The following is a 16,727-nucleotide window of genomic DNA, read 5'->3' as shown; positions in this document are numbered from 1 at the left end:
GGCCCCCGACTGCTTCGAGTCGACGCCGCTGACGCAGTCAGCCGTTCATCGAACGGAAGCGTCGCAGCCGCAGGCTGTTTCCGACGACGAAGATCGAGGAGCACGCCATCGCCGCGCCCGCGATCATCGGGTTGAGCAGTCCGGCAGCCGCCAGCGGCAGTGCCGCGACGTTGTAGCCGAAGGCCCAGAAGAGGTTGCCCCTGATGGTGCCGAGGGTGCTGCGGGCGAGCCTGATCGCGTCGGCCGCGACACGCAGGTCGCCGCGCACCAGCGTCAGGTCACCCGCCTCGATGGCGGCGTCCGTGCCCGTGCCCATGGCGAGGCCCAGCTCCGCCCGGGCGAGCGCGGCCGCGTCGTTGACGCCGTCGCCGACCATCGCCACCGACCTGCCCTCGGCCTGCAGCCGCTTGATGACCGCGACCTTGTCCTGGGGCAGCACCTCGGCGATGACGTCCCCTTCGTCGATGCCGACCTCCGCGGCGACCGCCTTCGCTGCGATCGCGTTGTCGCCGGTAAGCAGCACAGGGGTCAGGCCGAGCGAGCGCAGCGCCATTACCGCCTCGGCGCTCGTCGGCTTGACGGCGTCGCCGACGGCGAGCACCGCGCGCGCCCGTCCGTCCCAGGCGACCACGACGGCGGTGTGCCCCTCGGCCTCGGCCTGCGCCTTCGCGTCGGCCAGTGCGGCGGGGAACACAGCCGGCCCGTGGTCGCGCAGCAGTGCCTCGCGCCCGACGAGGACCGTGCGACCGTCGACGACGCCTGTCACGCCGAGACCGGCGTGGGCAGCGAACTCCGTGGAGGCCGGGAGCTCGCCGACCTGCTCCTCGGCGGCCCTGGCGACGGCACGGGCGACGGGGTGCTCGGAGGCGTGTTCAAGGGCGCCGGCGAGCCGCAGCGCCTCCTTCTCGTCCTCCCCCTCCGCCGCGTGCACCGCCGACAGCGTCATCACACCCGTCGTCACGGTGCCGGTCTTGTCCAGCACCACGGTGTCGATGCTCCTCGTCGACTCCAGAACCTCGGGCCCTTTGATGAGAATGCCGAGCTGGGCGCCCCGGCCGGTGCCCACCAGCAGCGCGGTCGGCGTGGCCAGACCGAGGGCGCACGGGCAGGCGATGATCAGTACGGCGACGGCGGCGGTAAAGGCCGCCGTCGCGCCCGCGCCGGCGAGCAGCCAGAAGCCCAGGGTGGCGAGGGCGAGCACGATGACGACGGGCACGAAGACCGCGGAGATCCGGTCGGCGAGCCGCTGCGCGGCCGCCTTCCCGCTCTGCGCCTCCTTCACCAGCTGGGCCATCCGGGCGAGTTGGGTGTCGGCGCCGACCCGGGTCGCCTCGACGACGAGGCGTCCGCCCGCGTTGACCGTGGCGCCCGTGACGCCGTCGCCCGGGACCACGTCCACAGGCACCGACTCACCGGTGAGCATCGAGGCGTCCACGGCGGAGGTGCCCTCGCGCACCACGCCGTCAGTGGCGATCTTCTCACCGGGACGAACGACGAAGACGTCGCCGACCGCCAACTCGGCGACCGGCACGCGCACTTCACGCCCCCCGCGGAGCACGGCAACATCCTTTGCGCCGAGGTGGAGCAGCGCCCGGAGCGCGGCGCCCGCCCTGCGCTTGGCGCGCGCCTCGAAGTACCGCCCGGCGAGGATGAACGCCGTCACCCCGGCTGCGGCCTCCAGGTAGATCGAGCCGCTGCCGCCGCCTCGCGAGACGGCGAACGTGAAGTGGTCCTTCATCCCCGGTGTCCCGGCGGTCCCGAAGAACAGCGCCCACACCGACCAGCCGAACGCGGCGAGCGTGCCCATCGAGATCAGGGTGTCCATGGTGGCGGCGCGGTGGCGCAGATTGGTCCAGGCGGCCCGGTGGAAGGGCCATCCCGCGTACGCCACGACGGGTGCGGCGAGCGCCAGCGACAGCCACTGCCAGTAGCGGAACTGCAGCGCGGGCACCATGGCCAACGCGATCACGGGAACCGAGAGGACGGCGGCGGTGAGCAGACGCTGCCTCAGGGCCGCGAGCTCGTGGTCACCCCCGGTGCCGGCCTCCGCCCGCGCCTCATCGGGCGCGGGCGGGGGAGCCGGCAGCGCTGCCGTGTAGCCGGTGGCCCGGACGGTCGCGATCAGATCGGCGACCTCGACCCCCGGACCGTAGGAGACGCTCGCCTTCTCGGTCGCGTAGTTGACGGTCGCGCTGACGCCGTCCATCCGGTTGAGCTTCTTCTGGATGCGGGCAGCACACGAGGCGCAGGTCATGCCGCCGATCTCCAGCTCGACCCGGTCGGGCCCGTCGAGCCGCTCGGTAGGTGCCGAAGGTGCCGTCGTCATGCGGTCCTCGCTCTCGCTCCTGTTCTCCAGGCGCCAACGATATACCCCTATGGGGTATTCCCCATCCAGGGCCGGGCGCCACGCAGCGTCAGGCCGAACCAGCACGCCCAGCCGATCGGCTGCAGCGCCCAGTAGCTGAGGATCCGGTACAGCAGCGTGGCTGCGATCGCCTGCTCGCCGCGCAGCCCGTACAGCACGAGCAGCGCCGTCAGGCTCGCCTCCACGATGCCGAGGCTGCCTGGGGTGAGCCGCAGGCTGCCGCCCACCTGCGTCAACGCATACGCCACGAGCAGACCTCGCCACGGTACGCCGATGCCCAGCGCCCACAGGCAGGCGGCGAGGCACGCCGCGTCGCACAGCCAGTTCAGCAGGGCGAGGCCGTACGGCTGCAGCCACGGCCGCACGCCCGGCTCGACGCTGCGCGCCTGCCGCACCAGGCGGGCCAGCGCGTCCTCCACGCTCCAGGCGTGCCGGGACCGTACGCCGATGCGTCGCCACAGACGCCAGGCCGCACGCCGCGCCGGCCGGAACCGGGATGACCCGGCCATCAGCGCCGTACCCACCAGCAGCAGTCCGGCCAGTGCCAGCATCACGGGACGCAGGCTCGCCCCCGGCCCCGACGACCCGGCCGCCACCGCACCCGCCAGCAGCAGGGTGAACAGACTGATCACCGACAGCGCCCCGGCGACCACCAGCACCGCGGCCGCCAGCACCTGCGCCACGCCGCGCCTGCGCAACTGCCGGTAGTACCACGCGGACGAGAACGCCGCCCCGCCCGGCAGGACGCCGGCAACGGCGTTGGCCGCCACCGTCAGCGCCACCATCAGGCGCAGCCGCGCCGCCGCCTGCCCTGCCCGCAGCAGCCACCGCTCCATCGCCGCCAGGCCCACCAGCGACGCCGCCTCGAAGCCGATCGCGACCGCGAGCCGGGCCACGTCCACCCGCGCGATGAGCCGGGAGGCGTTCACGAACTCGGCGCGCCGGGTCAGGGCGGTCACCACGGCGGCGACGATGACGACGAGTGCCCCGAGCCACCAGGCGCGGCCGGGCCGTGAGAACCGTGGGAGGGGCCGCTCATCGCTGTCGTCGCCGTTCTGCTGCCCCGGCATGCTCAGTCGGTCATCAGGACGGCCACCCCGTTGACGCGGTCCGCCGCGAGGTCGGCCAGCGCCTGGTCGGCGCGGCTCATCGGGTAGCGCTGCACCTGCACGCGCGGGCGCAGCCGGGCCGCCTCGGCCAGGTAGGCGCGGCCGTCGTCGCGTGTGTTGGCGGTCACGCTGCGCAGCGTACGTTCCTGGAACAGGTGGTCCTCGTAGCGCAGGACGGGGATGTCGCTCAGGTGGATGCCCGCGACCGACAGCGTGCCGCCCCGGTCGAGCGCGGCGAGCGCGACCGGCACGAGGTCGCCGACCGGCGCGAAGAGGATCGCTGCGTCCAGCGGTTCCGGAGGGGCGTCGTACGCGCCCCGCGCGGAGGCCGCGCCGAGATCGAGCGCGAGCCGCTGCGCCTCCTCGGCCCGGGTGAGCACGTGCACGGTGGCACCCTGTGCGATGGCGAGCTGCGCGGTCAGATGCGCGGAGGCCCCGAAGCCGTAGATGCCGAGGCGCCCGCCGGGCGGCAGCTCGGCCCGGCGCAGCGCACGGTAGCCGATGATCCCCGCACAGAGCAGGGGTGCGAGCTCCTCGTCGGGCCGGTCGTCGTCCGGCAGCCGGTAAGCGAAACGGGCGTCCGCCACCGTGTAGTCGGCGTAGCCGCCGTCGAGATCCCACCCGGTGTAGCGCGAGTGGGGGCAGAGGTTCTCGTCGCCCCTGCGGCAGTACCGGCACTGGCCGCACGTCCCCGCCAGCCATGCGACGCCGACCCGGTCGCCGACCGCGAACCCCTGAGATTCCGCCCCCGCGCCCGCCTCCGCTACCCGCCCGACGACCTCGTGTCCGGGTGTGCACCGCGGCCGGTGTGGCTGGAGATCCCCCTCGGCCAGATGGAGGTCGGTACGGCACACGCCACAGGCGCGCACATCGATCAGCAGCTCGCCGGGCCCCGGCTGCGGCCGGTCGCGCCGTACCTTGCGCAACGGGCCGGAGCCGGCCGGGCCCGGGCGCTCCACGACCCACGCGGCCATCGTCCCGGCGCGGCCGCTGTCGGCGGGGGCGGTGTCGGCGGGCATCGCGGCTCCTTCGCATCGGCCGTCCCTGTGCGCGTCACTCATTCCAATTCTCTGCCTTCTCCTTCTCTGCCGTCTCCGCCGCGCCCGGCGCACCCGCATGGAGGCCTGCCATGGGCCGTAGAGTGGTGATAACCGCCAATACATGATTAAAAGCGCACGGACTGGGGATAGCGTGCGCAGACGGAGTGGCTGGCTGTGGGGATACCTGTGGGAGAGAACCTCACCGGACCGCGAGCATCATTCGACGTGGCGGAGGCCGCCACACTGCTTCTCGACGACCGCGGAATCGTTAGGAACTGGACGAAGGACGCTGAGCGCGTGCTCGGCCACCAGGCCGCGGACGTCCTCGGCACATGCGTCGCCACCCTGCTTGCCCCCGACGACGCGGCGAGGATGCCGGACCTGGCGCAGCGATGCCGCAAGGACGCCGGCTGGGCCGGTGTCCTGAAGGCGGTGCGCTGCGACGGCCGCAAGGCGACGCTCGGCGTACGCGTCGTCCCGATGCCGGACAGCGCCGGCCGCCCGTGCTGGCTCGTCCTCGCCGTCGACATGACGGGCTCTCCGGGCTGGGCAATGGGCCGCAGCTTCCCCGAACGCATGCTCGCCCAATCGGCCATCGGCATGGCCGTGGTCGACACCGATCTGCGCTACGTGTGGTCCAACGCGGCACTGGAGCGGTTCGGCGGCGGTCCGCGTGCGGCGCGGCTCGGACGGCGCTTGGGCGAGATCCAGCCCGGCCTCAACGCCAAGGTGATCGAGGAACAGATGCGCCGGGTGCTCGACACCGGCGAGACCGTCGCCGATTACGAACACATCGGCCGCCCCCGTTCCGACCCGGACCGAGAACGCGCCCATTCGATGTCGTTCACCCGGCTGGAGGACGACGCCGGCAACGCCCTCGGCGTCTTCTACACGGTCGTCGACATCACCGACCGCTACCGCTCCCGCCACCGCCTCGCCCTCCTCGACCGGGCCAGCGCCACCATCGGCCGCTCCCTCGACGTGCTGCAGACCGCTCAGGACCTCGCCGACGTGGCCGTGCCCGACCTCGCGGACTGCGTCGCCGTCGACCTGCTCGACACGGTGTTCAGCGGCGCCGAGCCCTGCCCACTGCGGCTCGACGCCACCGACACGGTGGTACTGCGCCGGGCAGGCCAGCGTTCGGTCCGCGAGGCCGCCCCCGAGGAGGTGGTCGAGATCGGGCACCCGGCCTCGTACCACAGGGGATCGCCGCCGATCCGCGCCCTGGAGAGCGGAACGTCCTGGCGTGTGGAGCGGCTCGACCCGCTCGCCGTGGAATGGGCCACCGACATCCCCCGCGGCCGTGCCGCGCTCTTCCGTGAACTCGGCCTGCACAGCGCGATGGTGGTGCCGATCTGCGCCCGGGGTGCCACACTCGGGGTGACCACGTTCTACCGCCGAGAATCCCCCGCGGCGTTCGACGAGGACGACGTCAGGCTGGCGGAGGAGTTCGTCGCCCGCGCGGCGGTCTGCATCGACAACGCCCGCCGCTACACCCGCGAACGCGACGCGGCTCTCGCGCTGCAGCGCAGTCTGCTGCCGCACGGCCTGCCGGAGCAGGTGGCCGTCGAGGTGGCGTCCTGCTACCGGCCGGCCGACGAACTGACCGGTGTGGGCGGCGACTGGTTCGACGTGATCCCGCTGTCCGGGGCCCGGGTGGCGCTCGTCGTGGGCGACGTGATCGGGCACGGCATCGACGCCGCCGCCACGATGGGACGGCTGCGCACCGCCGTACAGACCCTCGCCGATCTCGACCTGCGCCCTGACGAACTCCTCGCCCACCTCGACGACCTGGTCGGCCGCTCCTCCCGTGAGGACGACGAGGACACGGCGGCCGCCGACGCCCACGGTGTGGGGGCCAGCTGCCTCTACGTCGTCTACGATCCCGTCACCCGCCAGTGCAGCATGGCGAGCGCCAACCACCCCGCGCCCGCGGTCGTCGCCACCGACGGCACCGTGGACTTCCCCGACCTGCCGCGCGGCCCAGCCCTCGGGGTCGGCGGACTGCCCTTCGAATCAGTGGCGTTCACCCTCGACGAAGGAAGTGTGCTCGCCCTCTACACCGACGGCCTGCTCGCCGGCGACGGCCCGAAGAGCGCCTCGTCCGAAGGCGGGCGGGAGCGTCTGCGCCGGGCCATGGAAGCCCAGGGCGGCTCGCTCGAAGGCCTGTGCAACACAGTCGTCGGCGACCTGGCACCGGCTCACCCCTGCGACGACGTGGCCCTGTTGCTCGCCAGGACCCGCAGTCTGGGCGATGACCGCGTCGCGTCCTGGGAGCTGACGAACGACCCGGCCCAGGTCGCAGGCGCGCGCGAGGTGACGCTGCGGCAGCTGAGCGCCTGGGGCCTGGACGAACTCGCCTTCACCACCGAGCTGGTCGTCAGCGAACTCGTCACCAACGCCATCCGCTACGCCTCGGGGCCGATCCGGGTGCGCCTGATCCACGAGAACACGCTCATCTGCGAGGTCGCCGACGCGAGCAGCACCTCACCCCATCTGCGCCATCCGCGCACCACCGACGAGGGCGGGCGCGGGCTCTTCCTGATCTCCCAGTTCACCCGGCGCTGGGGCACCCGCTACACCCCCGAGGGCAAGGTCATCTGGGCCGAGCAACTGCTCACCCCCAACGGTTCCGAGCCGCTCGCTGCCTTCGGCGACTTGGTCTGACCCGCGCCCACACGGTCGCTCATCCGTTCAGCAGCGCGATGAAGCGGCGGGCGAACAGATAGGCGTCACCGGGCCAACGGGCGGACAGATAGGAGCCGTCCTGGACGGCGAACGCCGGGGTGTCGTCGGTGGCCGTGCCGCGCCGCCGCAGCTCGAACGGCCCGCGCTCGAACTGGGCGGGGTCGTCGAGCGCGGCGACGACCTCGTCCTGGACATACGCCGGATACGTCCGGTAGTAGCGGCCCCGGCGCCACGCGGTGAGGTAATAGGCGCTCCGCTCCATGTACGCGGGCAGGCAGGTGGTGCGCCGGCCGGCGATGACGCTGCGGCCCGTCGCCGGGTCGATGGTGCGGGCGAGCACGAGGACGCCGTGGCAGATCGCGCCGACCGGCCGACCCATCCCCCAGAAACGGGCGACCTTCCCCTGCAGGGCCTGGGAGCCGAGGTACTGCCGCATGCCGGTTGCGTGCCCTCCGGGCAGCAGCAACCCGTCGTACTCCTGCGGCTCGATGACGTCCCAGCCGACGGGACCCAGGAAGGCGGGGTCGGCGGTGAGTTCGCGGTAGAACTCCTTCGGTTCGGCCTCCGCGCCGAGCTGCCCGAACAGCACACCGGTGAGCAGCAACGGGTCCGCCTGCGGCGGCCGTCCGCCGTGCTCGGTCGCGAACACCACATCGTGCCCGGCGTCGCGCAGCAGCCGCCAGGGGACGGCGACCTCGGTGACGTCGAAGTCCCGGTCGGGGAGCGGGAGGAGGATGCGCATGCCCCTCTCTACCATGGGCCGGTGCGGCCCGGCTCTTCGGGGCGTGGCGCCGCGGGGCGGCATGGTGTGGTGCCGGATGCGGCTTTCGTCTCGCGCCTTCGGCGCAAAGAAGCGGGCTACGACGGAGGCGGCGGGGCGGCCGGGCGCCGTACGTCGGCGAGCGCGTGGTGGGTGGTGTGCGCGGCGCCTCCCGGAGCCGGTGCGGGTTGTTTGGCATGTCCGCACCCCCGCCGCGCGGCACCCTCTCGCAGAATGCTTGCTTGTTCCTTGTCGGTGGCAAGGAACGGCACTCGCGTGGGTGACGCCCGGAGCACGCGAGACGAAACCTGCGCACGTCCCGCCGAACCGCCCCGCGGCACGAGGGCGTACGCCACCCGCTGGTATTCGAGCACGTGTACGATTAAGGGGTGGCTGATTTCGACTTCCCCGAAGACCTGCTGGAACTGCAGCGGGCCCTGCGGAACGTCGCCGCCGAGCTCAACGACCTGCTCATGCGTCTGCCGCACCGGGCAATGCCGATGCCCGAGCGGTACGCCGACTTCCGGGGCGTGGAGCACGAGGCATCGCCGGGGTGGACGGAGGAACAGCAGGCGCAGGTCGACGCGTTGCGGCTGCGCCGCAGTGAGCTCGCCGGGGCCGTGCTCGGCCACGAGTTCTGGACGACGCTGAGTGGCCCCGACGTACTCAAGGCGCGCATGCAGCTGAAGCACGTCGACGAGGAGTAGGCCGCCGGACGAGCAGTCACGTCGTCGTCGGCGTCACCGCGAGGCCAGCAGTTCGGCGAGGCGTTCCATCGTCTCCCGTGCGCCGGTCTCCATGCCCGACTTCACCATGGCCTCGCGGTCGTCGACGCTTTGGAAGACGGACCTTCCGGTGACCTTCGTCCGGCCGTCCCCCAGGTCCTCGAAAGTGACCGTCTCCAACAGGACATGACCCGGCGCCGGAGCGCCTTCGTACTCGAAGGTCTGAACCAGTCGTTCGGGCGGTGTGATCTCGTGGTACACGACTGGCGGCGGATCCCGCTGACCGGATCGTCCTGGGTCGACGGCTGGTCGGCGTACGTGCCGCCGGTGCGATGAGTCACTCCCGCGGGCGGGCGAGGCGGCGCAGGACCTGGCCGCACCGCCGCGCATAGAGCTTCTGCAGCACGGGGACGAGCGGCCCGGCCGCGCGGGTGAGGCGGGAGCCCGGGCGGCTGAAGGCGGTGACGGTGAACCACACCCGTCCGTCGTCGGCGAGGTGGACGAGGAAGGACTCCTCACCGCACTCCGGGTGGCCCGGCAGCGTCCCGTACCCGAAGCCCGTCCGCGTGGGATCCTCTGCCGTCCAGATCACCCGGGCGGGCGCCCGCAGACCGATCCCGCCGACGCCGAGAAGGACGGTGACATCGACGCCGGGCGCCGCCCGCTCCTGCGGTGCGGTGAGCCGTACCGGGATGGCGCGATGCATTCGCCACTCCATCACCGCCGCGCCCGCCGCCTCGAAGACGGTGCGCCCGTGGCCGATCAGCGTGCGGTGGCGGAGGTGGTGGTAGCCGGGCGGAAGCCTCTCGCCGCGGGTGGCCCCGACCTCCGCGTACGTCGGACGGACCCCGTGGGGCTCGCGGGGCTCATGGGCGTTCACCGGACCGCCAACCGGTCGGCGGCAGCGGCCAGGCGCCGCCAGGCGAGGAGTCCGCACAACGCGAACCCCAGGGCGTTCCCGACGCCAACGCCGCCACGCACCCCGGAGCCTGGGCACGGCGCGCCTGTGCTCAGGGCTTGAGGACGATCTTGCCGCGGGTGTGCCGCTGCTCCAGTTCCCGGTAGGCGTCGCGGACGTCATCCAGGGGGTAGGCGCGGGCGATCGGGATCTCCAGCACCCCCTGGTCGATGAGGCCGGCGAGCTCTGCCAGTACCTCGGCGCTCGCGGCCTCCGCATTGCCCTCCGTCTTGATCCCGTATTTCTCGGCTCCCGCGAAATCGATGATCGTGTCGACCCGGTCGCGTTCGACTCCGAGATCGAGGGCAAGCTCGATGTACCCGTCGCCGAAGGTGTCGATGAAGGCGTCGACGGTGCCGCTCGTTGCGGCCCGGATCCGGTCCGCAACGCCCTCGCCGTACGCCACCGGAACAGCACCGTGGTCGCGCAGCCATGCATGGTTCCGCTCGCTTGCCAGGCCGATCACTGTCGCACCGGCATGCCGGGCCAGCTGGACGACCAGCGAACCGACGCCGCCCGCGGCCCCGGAGACGACCACGGTGTCGCCGGGGCCGAGCGCAACGGCGCGCACCGCCGCGTACGCCGTCGTACCGGCCACGAACAAGGCACCTGCCTGCTCCCACGGGACGCCCGCGGGCCGGGGGACGAGCTGGTCGGCCGCGACCAGGACGTACTCGGCGTGGCTCGCACGCTCATTGGTGAAGCCGATCACCTCGTCGCCCGGCACGAATCCCTGCACGCCCTCGCCGACACCCTCGACGATCCCCGCGAAGTCGCTGCCCTGGCCCGACGGGAAGGTGGCGGGCCACCTGTCATGCAGGAGCCCTCTGCGGATCATGGCTTCCCCCGGATTGATCCCGGCGGCCACCACCTTGACCACCACCTGCCTGGGCCCGGGCACGGGACGATCGACCTCGACGACCTCCAGCACATCGATGTCGCCGTATTCGGCGAACCGGACTGCCTTGGGCATCACGCCACCCCTCTCGGCCTATTGGCTCATCGATAAGGCCAACAGCCCGGCAGCGCCGGTGATTCCGGGAGAGTGAGCGGCCACACGCCGTTATCGGGGATCACGTGGGGGTCTGTCCGCGTACATCAGCCGCAGCACCCCGTCATTGGCGTCGATGCGCTCGCCGTAGTTGGTGAACCCGAGCCGCTCGGCGACGCGGCGCGACGCGTGATTGTGGTCGAGGATCCAGGCGACGACGGGCTCCTGCGGATCGACTGCCCGCCCGGCCGCGATGGCCGCACGGGACAGCTCGGTCGCGTAGCCCTGCCCCCATGCCGATGGCGTGAACCGGTAGTACAGGTTCCACCCTCCTGCGGCGTGACGCTGCACCCCGCCCACCCCGATGACCGGCTCGTCCGTCGCGTCCGTGCGGCGCCGGACGATCCAGTAGCTCAGTCCGTCGGTGCGCCATCGGGCCGCGGCCCGCTCGATCCACGCGCGGGTCGTGTCGACGGTGGTGTGCCGGTCGCATGGGGAATGCCGGTAGGCGTCGGGGTCGGAGGTGATCGCGAACAGCCCGTACAGGTCGTCGAGCGATACGGCACGCAGCTCGAGGCGCTCGGTCACCACGCGCTCGAACCCGGATCGAAGATCACCACTCATGCCCGCATCGTGCCACGCTCACGGCCGACGACGAGACCGGTTTTCCCCAGGCGGCCGGAGTGTCCTGGTCACGGTGCAACCGGAGAACAGCCCATGCGTGCATGCCACGCACACCGGGGCGAGGTTCAGCCGAATTCGCGTGAGATCCAGGTGAACGAGTCAGGGAGCATGGTGCGCCAGAGCGCGGTCGTGTGGCCGCCGGTGGCGGCGGTGAGGAGTTCGCTGCCGCCGGGGCGCCGGAGGACCGCCAGGAGGGCCTTGGCGGCAGGAACCGTGCCGGGGTCCTGGAGGCTGCCGGCCATCAGCAGGGCGATGTCGGGCTGGTGCCTGTCATCCCTCAGCACGAGATAGGGGTTGTTCTCTCGGGCCAGGGCCGGGGTGCGGGTGACCAGTGACGCGATGGGGGCGTTGTAGCCGGACAGGCTCACGGCGGAGTGGAAGACGTCCGGATGGTGCACGGTGAGGTTGACCGCGCAGTAGGCCCCGGCCGAGTAGCCCATCACCGCCCACTGCCTGGCACCGGTGGCGGCGCGGAAGTTCTGCTTGACCAGCGCGGGGACGTCCTTGGCCAGCCAGGTCGCCGTGAGGCCGACGCCGGGGATGTCGGCGCAGCCGGCGTCGGTGTTCCCGCCGAGGACGTTGAGCGTGGCCGCGACCAGGATCATCGGCTTGGCCCTGCCCTCGTCGATCAGGCGGGTGAGCGGCGTGGTGGCGTCCATCCCGGCGAACCAGGTCTGGGGGCTGCCGGGGGTGCCGGGCAGCAGCTCCACGACCGGGAAGGCCGTGTGGGCGTAGGCGGCCTGGTGGTACTGCGGCGGCAGCCACACATACAGGCTGCCCTTGATCCTGGAGGCGGGGCCGACGGCGTCGGCGCGCAGGATGCCGGGCTTGAAGGTGGTGAAGGTGAGCTTCTCGACGTCCCCGGAGCCTCCGGTTCCCCGGGCACCGCCGTTCTGGGACGTGCTGCTGGCGACGGGGGTGTTGTTCGCGCCGTCACCGAAAAGATCCTGCCAGGTGTCGTAGAACGGCCCCATGGTGTTGTTGATGTAAACCAACGCCACGACAACGGCGGCGACTTGGCTGAATATCGTCGCGCCCAGGCGCCCGGCATAGCGAAGTGGCCGCGGCCCGGGTATTCGATTCCACACCAGGGCGAGCAGCACTGTAGCGAGCACCAGGACCGCGACGGTAAGGACGAAGAAGGGCGTGCCGGTCAGGCTCACGGAGGCGGTTCTTCCTAGGGCGGTCGACGTACAGCGGCATGTAGCGTACCTGACAGGGTTTCCGAGGTCTCCTTCGCGCAGGTGAACGCCTGTCTGATCTTAGGTGACGCGCAGGTCGGGACGGCTGTCTCCAGCCACGGCAGCGTGCCGGTCGCGCGTCAGCGTTCCCGGCCGTCGATCGCGTCGGCGCGGTGCGGGTCCATGTTCCTGAGCGCCGCCACGGCGAAGTGGGTGGTGAAGTCGGCAGCCGTCGCGGGGTCCAGGGAGTCGGTGACGACGGTGTGCCGAGCGCCTTCGACCGTCATACCGACGATGAACGATGCGCACAGCTCCGCGCTGGTGGTCCAGGGCCGCCGCCCGTGACGCTCGGTGAAGTTCCTGATCAGCTGAGTGATCGCGTCCGCGGTCTCCGACATCAGCCGCAGCCGGGCCGCCGAGGCCGTGCCTGTGGTGTGCGGGCCGAAGAGAAGCCGGAACCTGGCCGGGTGGACGGTCGCGTAGTCGAAGAACGCGACCATACCTGCCCGCACCTGCTGCTCCAGCGGGAGCTCGGACGCCGAGGAGTATGCCGTGAACAGCGCGCTCCGGAGTGTGTCGGCCGCCAGCTCGGCGCACCTGGCGAACAGCTCGTCCTTGCTGCCGAAGTGCGCGTAGAGCGTGGGCTTGGTGGAGTGTGCGCGCGCGGCGACGGCGTCCATCGTCGCCGCGTGGAATCCTGCCTCGCTGAACACGGCGGAGGCCGCATCCAGCATGTCCTCGTCGGTCGGCCGCGGCGACCGGCGGCCCCGGTCCGAGGATGTGGATGAGTGATCAACCATGCTGAGCACTTTACTTCCCGGTAAACCGGGTTTATGGTCTTTACGCGCCAGTAAAGCGAGGTAGTGACCGGATTCCTGGTCGGCGTTCCGATCGGGGTCGCAGGGGAGACTTCCTATGCAGCACACCCACCTCACGTGGCCCGCCGAAACCGCGGGATCATGCCCTGTCCCCGCCCTCGATTCCGTGTCCGTGTCCGTTCCCGGTTCTGTCCGCGCTTCCGCTGCCGCTTCGGCTGCCGACTGGAGCCTGAGCGCCGCGGGGCCATGGGACCTTCCCCGGTCGCCGCATGCCTGCCGTGAAGCGCGCACCGCAGTGCGTGACACTCTCGCCGGCTGGGGTCTTGACCACCTGAGCGGCACCGCCGAGCTTCTCGTCAGCGAACTGGTCGCCAATGCGCTGATCCACGCGCGCGGCGCCCTCGGTCTCACCGTCGTGCGCCGCCATGTCGTCTCCTGCCATGTGCGCGACGGAAGCCGGGAGCTGCCGCGCCTGCACGCCGCCCAGCCCGGCGACGAATGCGGCCGTGGACTGTCCCTGGTGGACACGATGGCGAGCGACTGGGGCGTCGACCTCACGCCTTGGGGCAAGGAAGTGTGGTTCGAGCTGTCCGAGGGCCGCAAGGACCAGGGCGCGTTCGACTTCGACGCGTAGCAACGGGTTTCCTTCCAGACGGGCCGTCGCGCTGCCGGCGGCCCGTCGTCCGTGCTCGGCCGCGAATCGGCCGCATATCGTGCGCGAACCATGCCGGGACTCTTGACAGTTGAGATTGGTCTAGTCCAAGCTCGGGGACCCCAGCGGGGGTCCCCGAAGTCGGTTGGATGTCGCCCATGTCCGGGGGCTGGGGATCAGCACAGATCCGTTCGTCCATCTCAGCCGCCTTCTCATGCATGGGAGCGTTCATGAGACGACCCAAGTCCAGACAACTCAAGTCCAGACGACCCAAGTCCAGACGACCCGGATCCGTACGCGCCGCGCTCGTCGCGTTCGCAACCGCCGCCGCATCCGCGGGCCTTGTGGTGTTCGGGGGCGGCGCAGCACAGGCCGACGGGCCGACGCTGCCCGCGCACGTTGCCGCACCGTACTTCGAGGCGTGGACGGGCGACAGCCCGGCGACGCTGGCCTCCGAATCGGGCAACAAATACCTGACGATGGCGTTCCTTCAGACCGCCTCCGCCGGGTCGTGCACCGCCTACTGGAACGGGAGCACGAGCCAGCCGGTCTCCTCTTCGACCTTCGGCAGCGACATCGCCACGATCCAGGCATCGGGCGGCAACGTCATCCCGTCCTTCGGCGGTTACACGGCCGACACCACCGGCACGGACATCGCCGACAGCTGCACGGACGTCAACTCCATCGCGCAAGCCTACGAAAGCCTGGTCACCACGTACGGCGTGACCAGGATCGACCTCGACATCGAGGCCAACTCGCTCACCAGCAACGCCGGGATCGACCGCCGCAACAAAGCGGTGGCGCAGGTGGAGAGCTGGGCGGCGAGCACGGGGCACACCGTGCAGTTCTCGTACACGATGCCGACGACCACCACCGGTCTGAGCTCCGACGGCCTGGCGGTGCTGCAGAACGCGGTGTCGAACGGCGCCCGGGTCGACGTCGTCAACATCATGACGTTCGACTACTACATCGGCACCACTCAGGAGATGGCGACGGACACGGAGACCGCCGCCGGCGGGCTCTACAGTCAGCTGCAGTCCCTGTATCCATCGAAGAATTCGTCGCAGCTGTGGGGCATGATCGGGGTCACCGAGATGCCCGGCATCGACGACTACGGCTCGGCCGAGACCTTCACCCAGGCGGATGCGACCACGGTGGAGAACTGGGCGGTCTCCAAGGGCATCAACACCCTGTCCTTCTGGGCGCTGCAGCGTGACAACGGCGGCTGCCCCGGAACCGGCGGCTCGGATTCGTGCTCCGGCATCTCCCAGCCGACCTGGTACTTCAGCAACGCCTTCGAGCCGTTCACCAGCGGCGGCGGTACAAGCACGAACGACTTCTCGGTGAGCGTGTCCCCGTCGTCCGCCTCCGTCGCCCCCGGCGGTTCGGCCACCGCCACCGTCTCAACGGCGGTGACCTCGGGCTCGGCGCAGACGGTCAGTCTCTCGGCGAGCGGGGCGCCCTCCGGCGTCACCGTGTCGCTCAGTCCGTCGTCGGTCACCGCGGGCGGCTCCTCGACGCTCACCGCCTCGGCGTCGTCCTCGGCGGCCGCGGGCACCTATGCGATCACGGTCAACGGCTCCGCCACCTCAGGAAGCCACTCCGCGACCTACACCCTCACCGTGACCGGCCCGGGCGGGGGCGGCGGCTCCGGCTCGCTCGTCAACGGCACCTTCGAGACCGGCAATCTCAACGGTTGGACCTGCCAGCCCGGTGACCAGGTGGTCACCAGCCCGGTCCACTCCGGCAGCCACGCCCTCGAAGTCGCCCCCACCTCGAGCCAGACCGGCGAATGCGACCAGACGGTGACGCTCAAGCCGAACACGTCCTACACGCTCACCGGCTGGGTGCAGGGCAGCTACGCCTATCTCGGCGTCAGCGGCGCAGCGATCGCGAGCACCTGGACCTCCTCCAGCGGCTGGGCCCAGTTGAGCGTCCCCTTCACCACTGGCTCCTCGGGCACGGTCACCGTGTACGTCCACGGCTGGTACGCCCAAGGGAACATCTACGCGGACGACCTGTCACTCACCTGACCTTCGCCTCGTACACAAGGCACAGGCACACGGGGGGTGCCGTTGATCACGACGGTGCCGTCCGGTGAGGTGTTCCGGAGAACCAGCGCATTCCGGGAGTGGTCGCGCCGATCAGAACGACGGCCACGATGCACAGCAGACCCGCGCTGACCAGGGCTGTGACGCCTGAGGTTGCGTCGGCGACAAGACCGCCGCGCATGTTGCCGATGTCGAGGCCGGCCTGGCCGACCATCTGCTCGGCCGCGCTGACGCGGCCGAGCAGAGCATTCGGGGTGTGCATCTGCACAATCGTGCTCCGGGACACCACGGCAACCGTGTCAGCGGCGCCGGCCAGCACCAGGAAGGCTATCCCGGCCCAGGGATCCGGCGAAAGACCGAACAAGGCCAGCGCCAAACCCCAGCCGCCGATCCGACGAGCATGACCACGCCGAGCGGGGGGAGCCGGGTGAACGTCCCCGAAAGAACCTCCCGCCAGTCCGCCTGGGAGCAGTTCTCCGGCGGGGAATGACCGGGCCGGTCATCGCACGTGAGCTGTGGTCCGCGCGTGACGGGGGGAGGGCGGACGCAGTCCGGCGACGACCAGAAAGGCGGCCAGCAGTACGAGGACCGACACGATGCGGTAACCGGTGGCGACTGCGGAGGTGAACGAGGCCACCATTGGTACCCCCGCCATGAGGCCGACCCCGCACACAGCTGGCTGCGCCGGCTCATTCGCGACACGAT

15 protein-coding genes and 1 pseudogene are annotated in these 16,727 nt (G+C 71.1%); 4 read left to right on the top strand and 12 right to left on the bottom strand.

Annotation, left to right across the window (positions count from 1 at the left end; genetic code table 11):
- Window positions 1-37: 37 nt before the first annotated feature.
- From NGB36_RS08630 to NGB36_RS08620, 3 genes are read right to left on the bottom strand one after another with little or no spacing between them, the layout of a single operon-like run.
- Complete coding sequence (locus NGB36_RS08630; RefSeq protein ID WP_255919553.1) at window positions 38-2,326, bottom strand: heavy metal translocating P-type ATPase; 2,289 nt, start codon at window positions 2,324-2,326, stop codon at window positions 38-40.
- Window positions 2,327-2,373: 47 nt separating this feature from the next.
- Window positions 2,374-3,435 carry a lysylphosphatidylglycerol synthase transmembrane domain-containing protein gene (locus NGB36_RS08625; RefSeq protein ID WP_255919552.1) on the bottom strand — a complete coding sequence of 354 codons (1,062 nt, stop codon included), beginning with the start codon at window positions 3,433-3,435 and terminating at the stop codon, window positions 2,374-2,376.
- A 2-nt stretch (window positions 3,436-3,437) separates the two neighbouring features.
- Window positions 3,438-4,448 (bottom strand): zinc-binding alcohol dehydrogenase family protein, encoded by a 1,011-nt coding sequence (locus tag NGB36_RS08620; protein WP_255919648.1) that lies wholly within the window; start codon window positions 4,446-4,448, stop codon window positions 3,438-3,440.
- 246 nt (window positions 4,449-4,694) lie between these two features.
- Between NGB36_RS08620 and NGB36_RS08615 the strand changes: the two genes are divergently transcribed.
- Complete coding sequence (locus NGB36_RS08615) at window positions 4,695-7,181, top strand: SpoIIE family protein phosphatase (RefSeq protein WP_372509395.1); 2,487 nt, start codon at window positions 4,695-4,697, stop codon at window positions 7,179-7,181.
- Between the two features lie 19 nt (window positions 7,182-7,200).
- Here NGB36_RS08615 and NGB36_RS08610 read toward each other — a convergent pair whose 3' ends face one another.
- Window positions 7,201-7,944: a type 1 glutamine amidotransferase domain-containing protein gene (locus NGB36_RS08610; protein ID WP_255919550.1), complete on the bottom strand. Its 744-nt coding sequence runs from the start codon at window positions 7,942-7,944 to the stop codon at window positions 7,201-7,203.
- A gap of 407 nt (window positions 7,945-8,351) precedes the next feature.
- On the opposite strand from NGB36_RS08610, the gene NGB36_RS08605 reads away from it, so the two are divergent.
- On the top strand, window positions 8,352-8,669 hold the full coding sequence (locus NGB36_RS08605; protein ID WP_255919549.1) for a DUF8825 domain-containing protein: 318 nt from the start codon (window positions 8,352-8,354) through the stop codon (window positions 8,667-8,669).
- Between the two features lie 33 nt (window positions 8,670-8,702).
- On the opposite strand, the gene NGB36_RS08600 is transcribed toward NGB36_RS08605, so the two are convergent.
- The 6 genes from NGB36_RS08600 to NGB36_RS08575 all read right to left on the bottom strand — a co-directional run bounded on the left by NGB36_RS08600 (window position 8,703) and on the right by NGB36_RS08575 (window position 13,301).
- A complete protein-coding gene (locus tag NGB36_RS08600) occupies window positions 8,703-8,948 on the bottom strand; it encodes an SRPBCC domain-containing protein (RefSeq protein WP_255919548.1) in 246 nt (81 codons plus the stop codon).
- 76 nt (window positions 8,949-9,024) lie between these two features.
- Window positions 9,025-9,567, bottom strand: coding sequence for a DUF1990 domain-containing protein (locus NGB36_RS08595; RefSeq protein WP_255919547.1), 543 nt, complete (start codon window positions 9,565-9,567; stop codon window positions 9,025-9,027).
- 130 nt (window positions 9,568-9,697) lie between these two features.
- Entirely contained in the window at window positions 9,698-10,618 is a 921-nt protein-coding gene (locus NGB36_RS08590) for an NADP-dependent oxidoreductase (RefSeq protein ID WP_255919546.1), read from the bottom strand.
- Between the two features lie 90 nt (window positions 10,619-10,708).
- A complete protein-coding gene (locus NGB36_RS08585; protein WP_255919545.1) occupies window positions 10,709-11,260 on the bottom strand; it encodes a GNAT family N-acetyltransferase in 552 nt (183 codons plus the stop codon).
- Between the two features lie 125 nt (window positions 11,261-11,385).
- Window positions 11,386-12,483 carry an alpha/beta hydrolase gene (locus NGB36_RS08580; RefSeq protein WP_255919544.1) on the bottom strand — a complete coding sequence of 366 codons (1,098 nt, stop codon included), beginning with the start codon at window positions 12,481-12,483 and terminating at the stop codon, window positions 11,386-11,388.
- A 158-nt stretch (window positions 12,484-12,641) separates the two neighbouring features.
- Window positions 12,642-13,301 carry a TetR/AcrR family transcriptional regulator gene (locus tag NGB36_RS08575; protein WP_255919543.1) on the bottom strand — a complete coding sequence of 220 codons (660 nt, stop codon included), beginning with the start codon at window positions 13,299-13,301 and terminating at the stop codon, window positions 12,642-12,644.
- 115 nt (window positions 13,302-13,416) lie between these two features.
- Between NGB36_RS08575 and NGB36_RS33710 the strand changes: the two genes are divergently transcribed.
- Together NGB36_RS33710 and NGB36_RS08565 are read left to right on the top strand one after the other, a co-directional pair.
- Window positions 13,417-13,953 (top strand): ATP-binding protein, encoded by a 537-nt coding sequence (locus NGB36_RS33710; RefSeq protein ID WP_372509393.1) that lies wholly within the window; start codon window positions 13,417-13,419, stop codon window positions 13,951-13,953.
- 248 nt (window positions 13,954-14,201) lie between these two features.
- On the top strand, window positions 14,202-16,004 hold the full coding sequence (locus NGB36_RS08565) for a carbohydrate binding domain-containing protein (RefSeq protein WP_255919541.1): 1,803 nt from the start codon (window positions 14,202-14,204) through the stop codon (window positions 16,002-16,004).
- Window positions 16,005-16,050: 46 nt separating this feature from the next.
- Here the strand turns inward: NGB36_RS08565 and NGB36_RS08560 are convergent.
- Window positions 16,051-16,469: pseudogene (locus NGB36_RS08560) on the bottom strand (MFS transporter); the annotation flags it as partial.
- A gap of 52 nt (window positions 16,470-16,521) precedes the next feature.
- On the bottom strand, window positions 16,522-16,677 hold the full coding sequence (locus NGB36_RS08555) for a hypothetical protein (protein WP_255919657.1): 156 nt from the start codon (window positions 16,675-16,677) through the stop codon (window positions 16,522-16,524).
- Window positions 16,678-16,727: the final 50 nt, after the last annotated feature.

This window comes from Streptomyces humicola, assembly GCF_024436035.1.
Classification (GTDB): Bacteria; Actinomycetota; Actinomycetes; order Streptomycetales; family Streptomycetaceae; genus Streptantibioticus_B; species Streptantibioticus_B humicola.
The sequence above is the reverse complement of the archived record's forward strand: the minus strand, read 5'-3'. Positions and strand labels throughout refer to the sequence as shown.

What these genes read in the sequence shown, in the direction of transcription:
- NGB36_RS08630 (WP_255919553.1), bottom strand. Translation starts at nt 2,326, where the DNA reads ATGACGACGGCACCTTCGGCACCTACCGAGCGGCTCGACGGGCCCGAC.
- NGB36_RS08625 (WP_255919552.1), bottom strand. Translation starts at nt 3,435, where the DNA reads ATGCCGGGGCAGCAGAACGGCGACGACAGCGATGAGCGGCCCCTCCCA.
- NGB36_RS08620 (WP_255919648.1), bottom strand. Translation starts at nt 4,448, where the DNA reads ATGGCCGCGTGGGTCGTGGAGCGCCCGGGCCCGGCCGGCTCCGGCCCG.
- NGB36_RS08610 (WP_255919550.1), bottom strand. Translation starts at nt 7,944, where the DNA reads ATGCGCATCCTCCTCCCGCTCCCCGACCGGGACTTCGACGTCACCGAG.
- NGB36_RS08590 (WP_255919546.1), bottom strand. Translation starts at nt 10,618, where the DNA reads ATGCCCAAGGCAGTCCGGTTCGCCGAATACGGCGACATCGATGTGCTG.
- NGB36_RS08585 (WP_255919545.1), bottom strand. Translation starts at nt 11,260, where the DNA reads ATGAGTGGTGATCTTCGATCCGGGTTCGAGCGCGTGGTGACCGAGCGC.
- NGB36_RS08575 (WP_255919543.1), bottom strand. Translation starts at nt 13,301, where the DNA reads ATGGTTGATCACTCATCCACATCCTCGGACCGGGGCCGCCGGTCGCCG.
- NGB36_RS33710 (WP_372509393.1), top strand. Translation starts at nt 13,417, where the DNA reads ATGCAGCACACCCACCTCACGTGGCCCGCCGAAACCGCGGGATCATGC.
- NGB36_RS08565 (WP_255919541.1), top strand. Translation starts at nt 14,202, where the DNA reads ATGAGACGACCCAAGTCCAGACAACTCAAGTCCAGACGACCCAAGTCC.
- NGB36_RS08555 (WP_255919657.1), bottom strand. Translation starts at nt 16,677, where the DNA reads ATGGCGGGGGTACCAATGGTGGCCTCGTTCACCTCCGCAGTCGCCACC.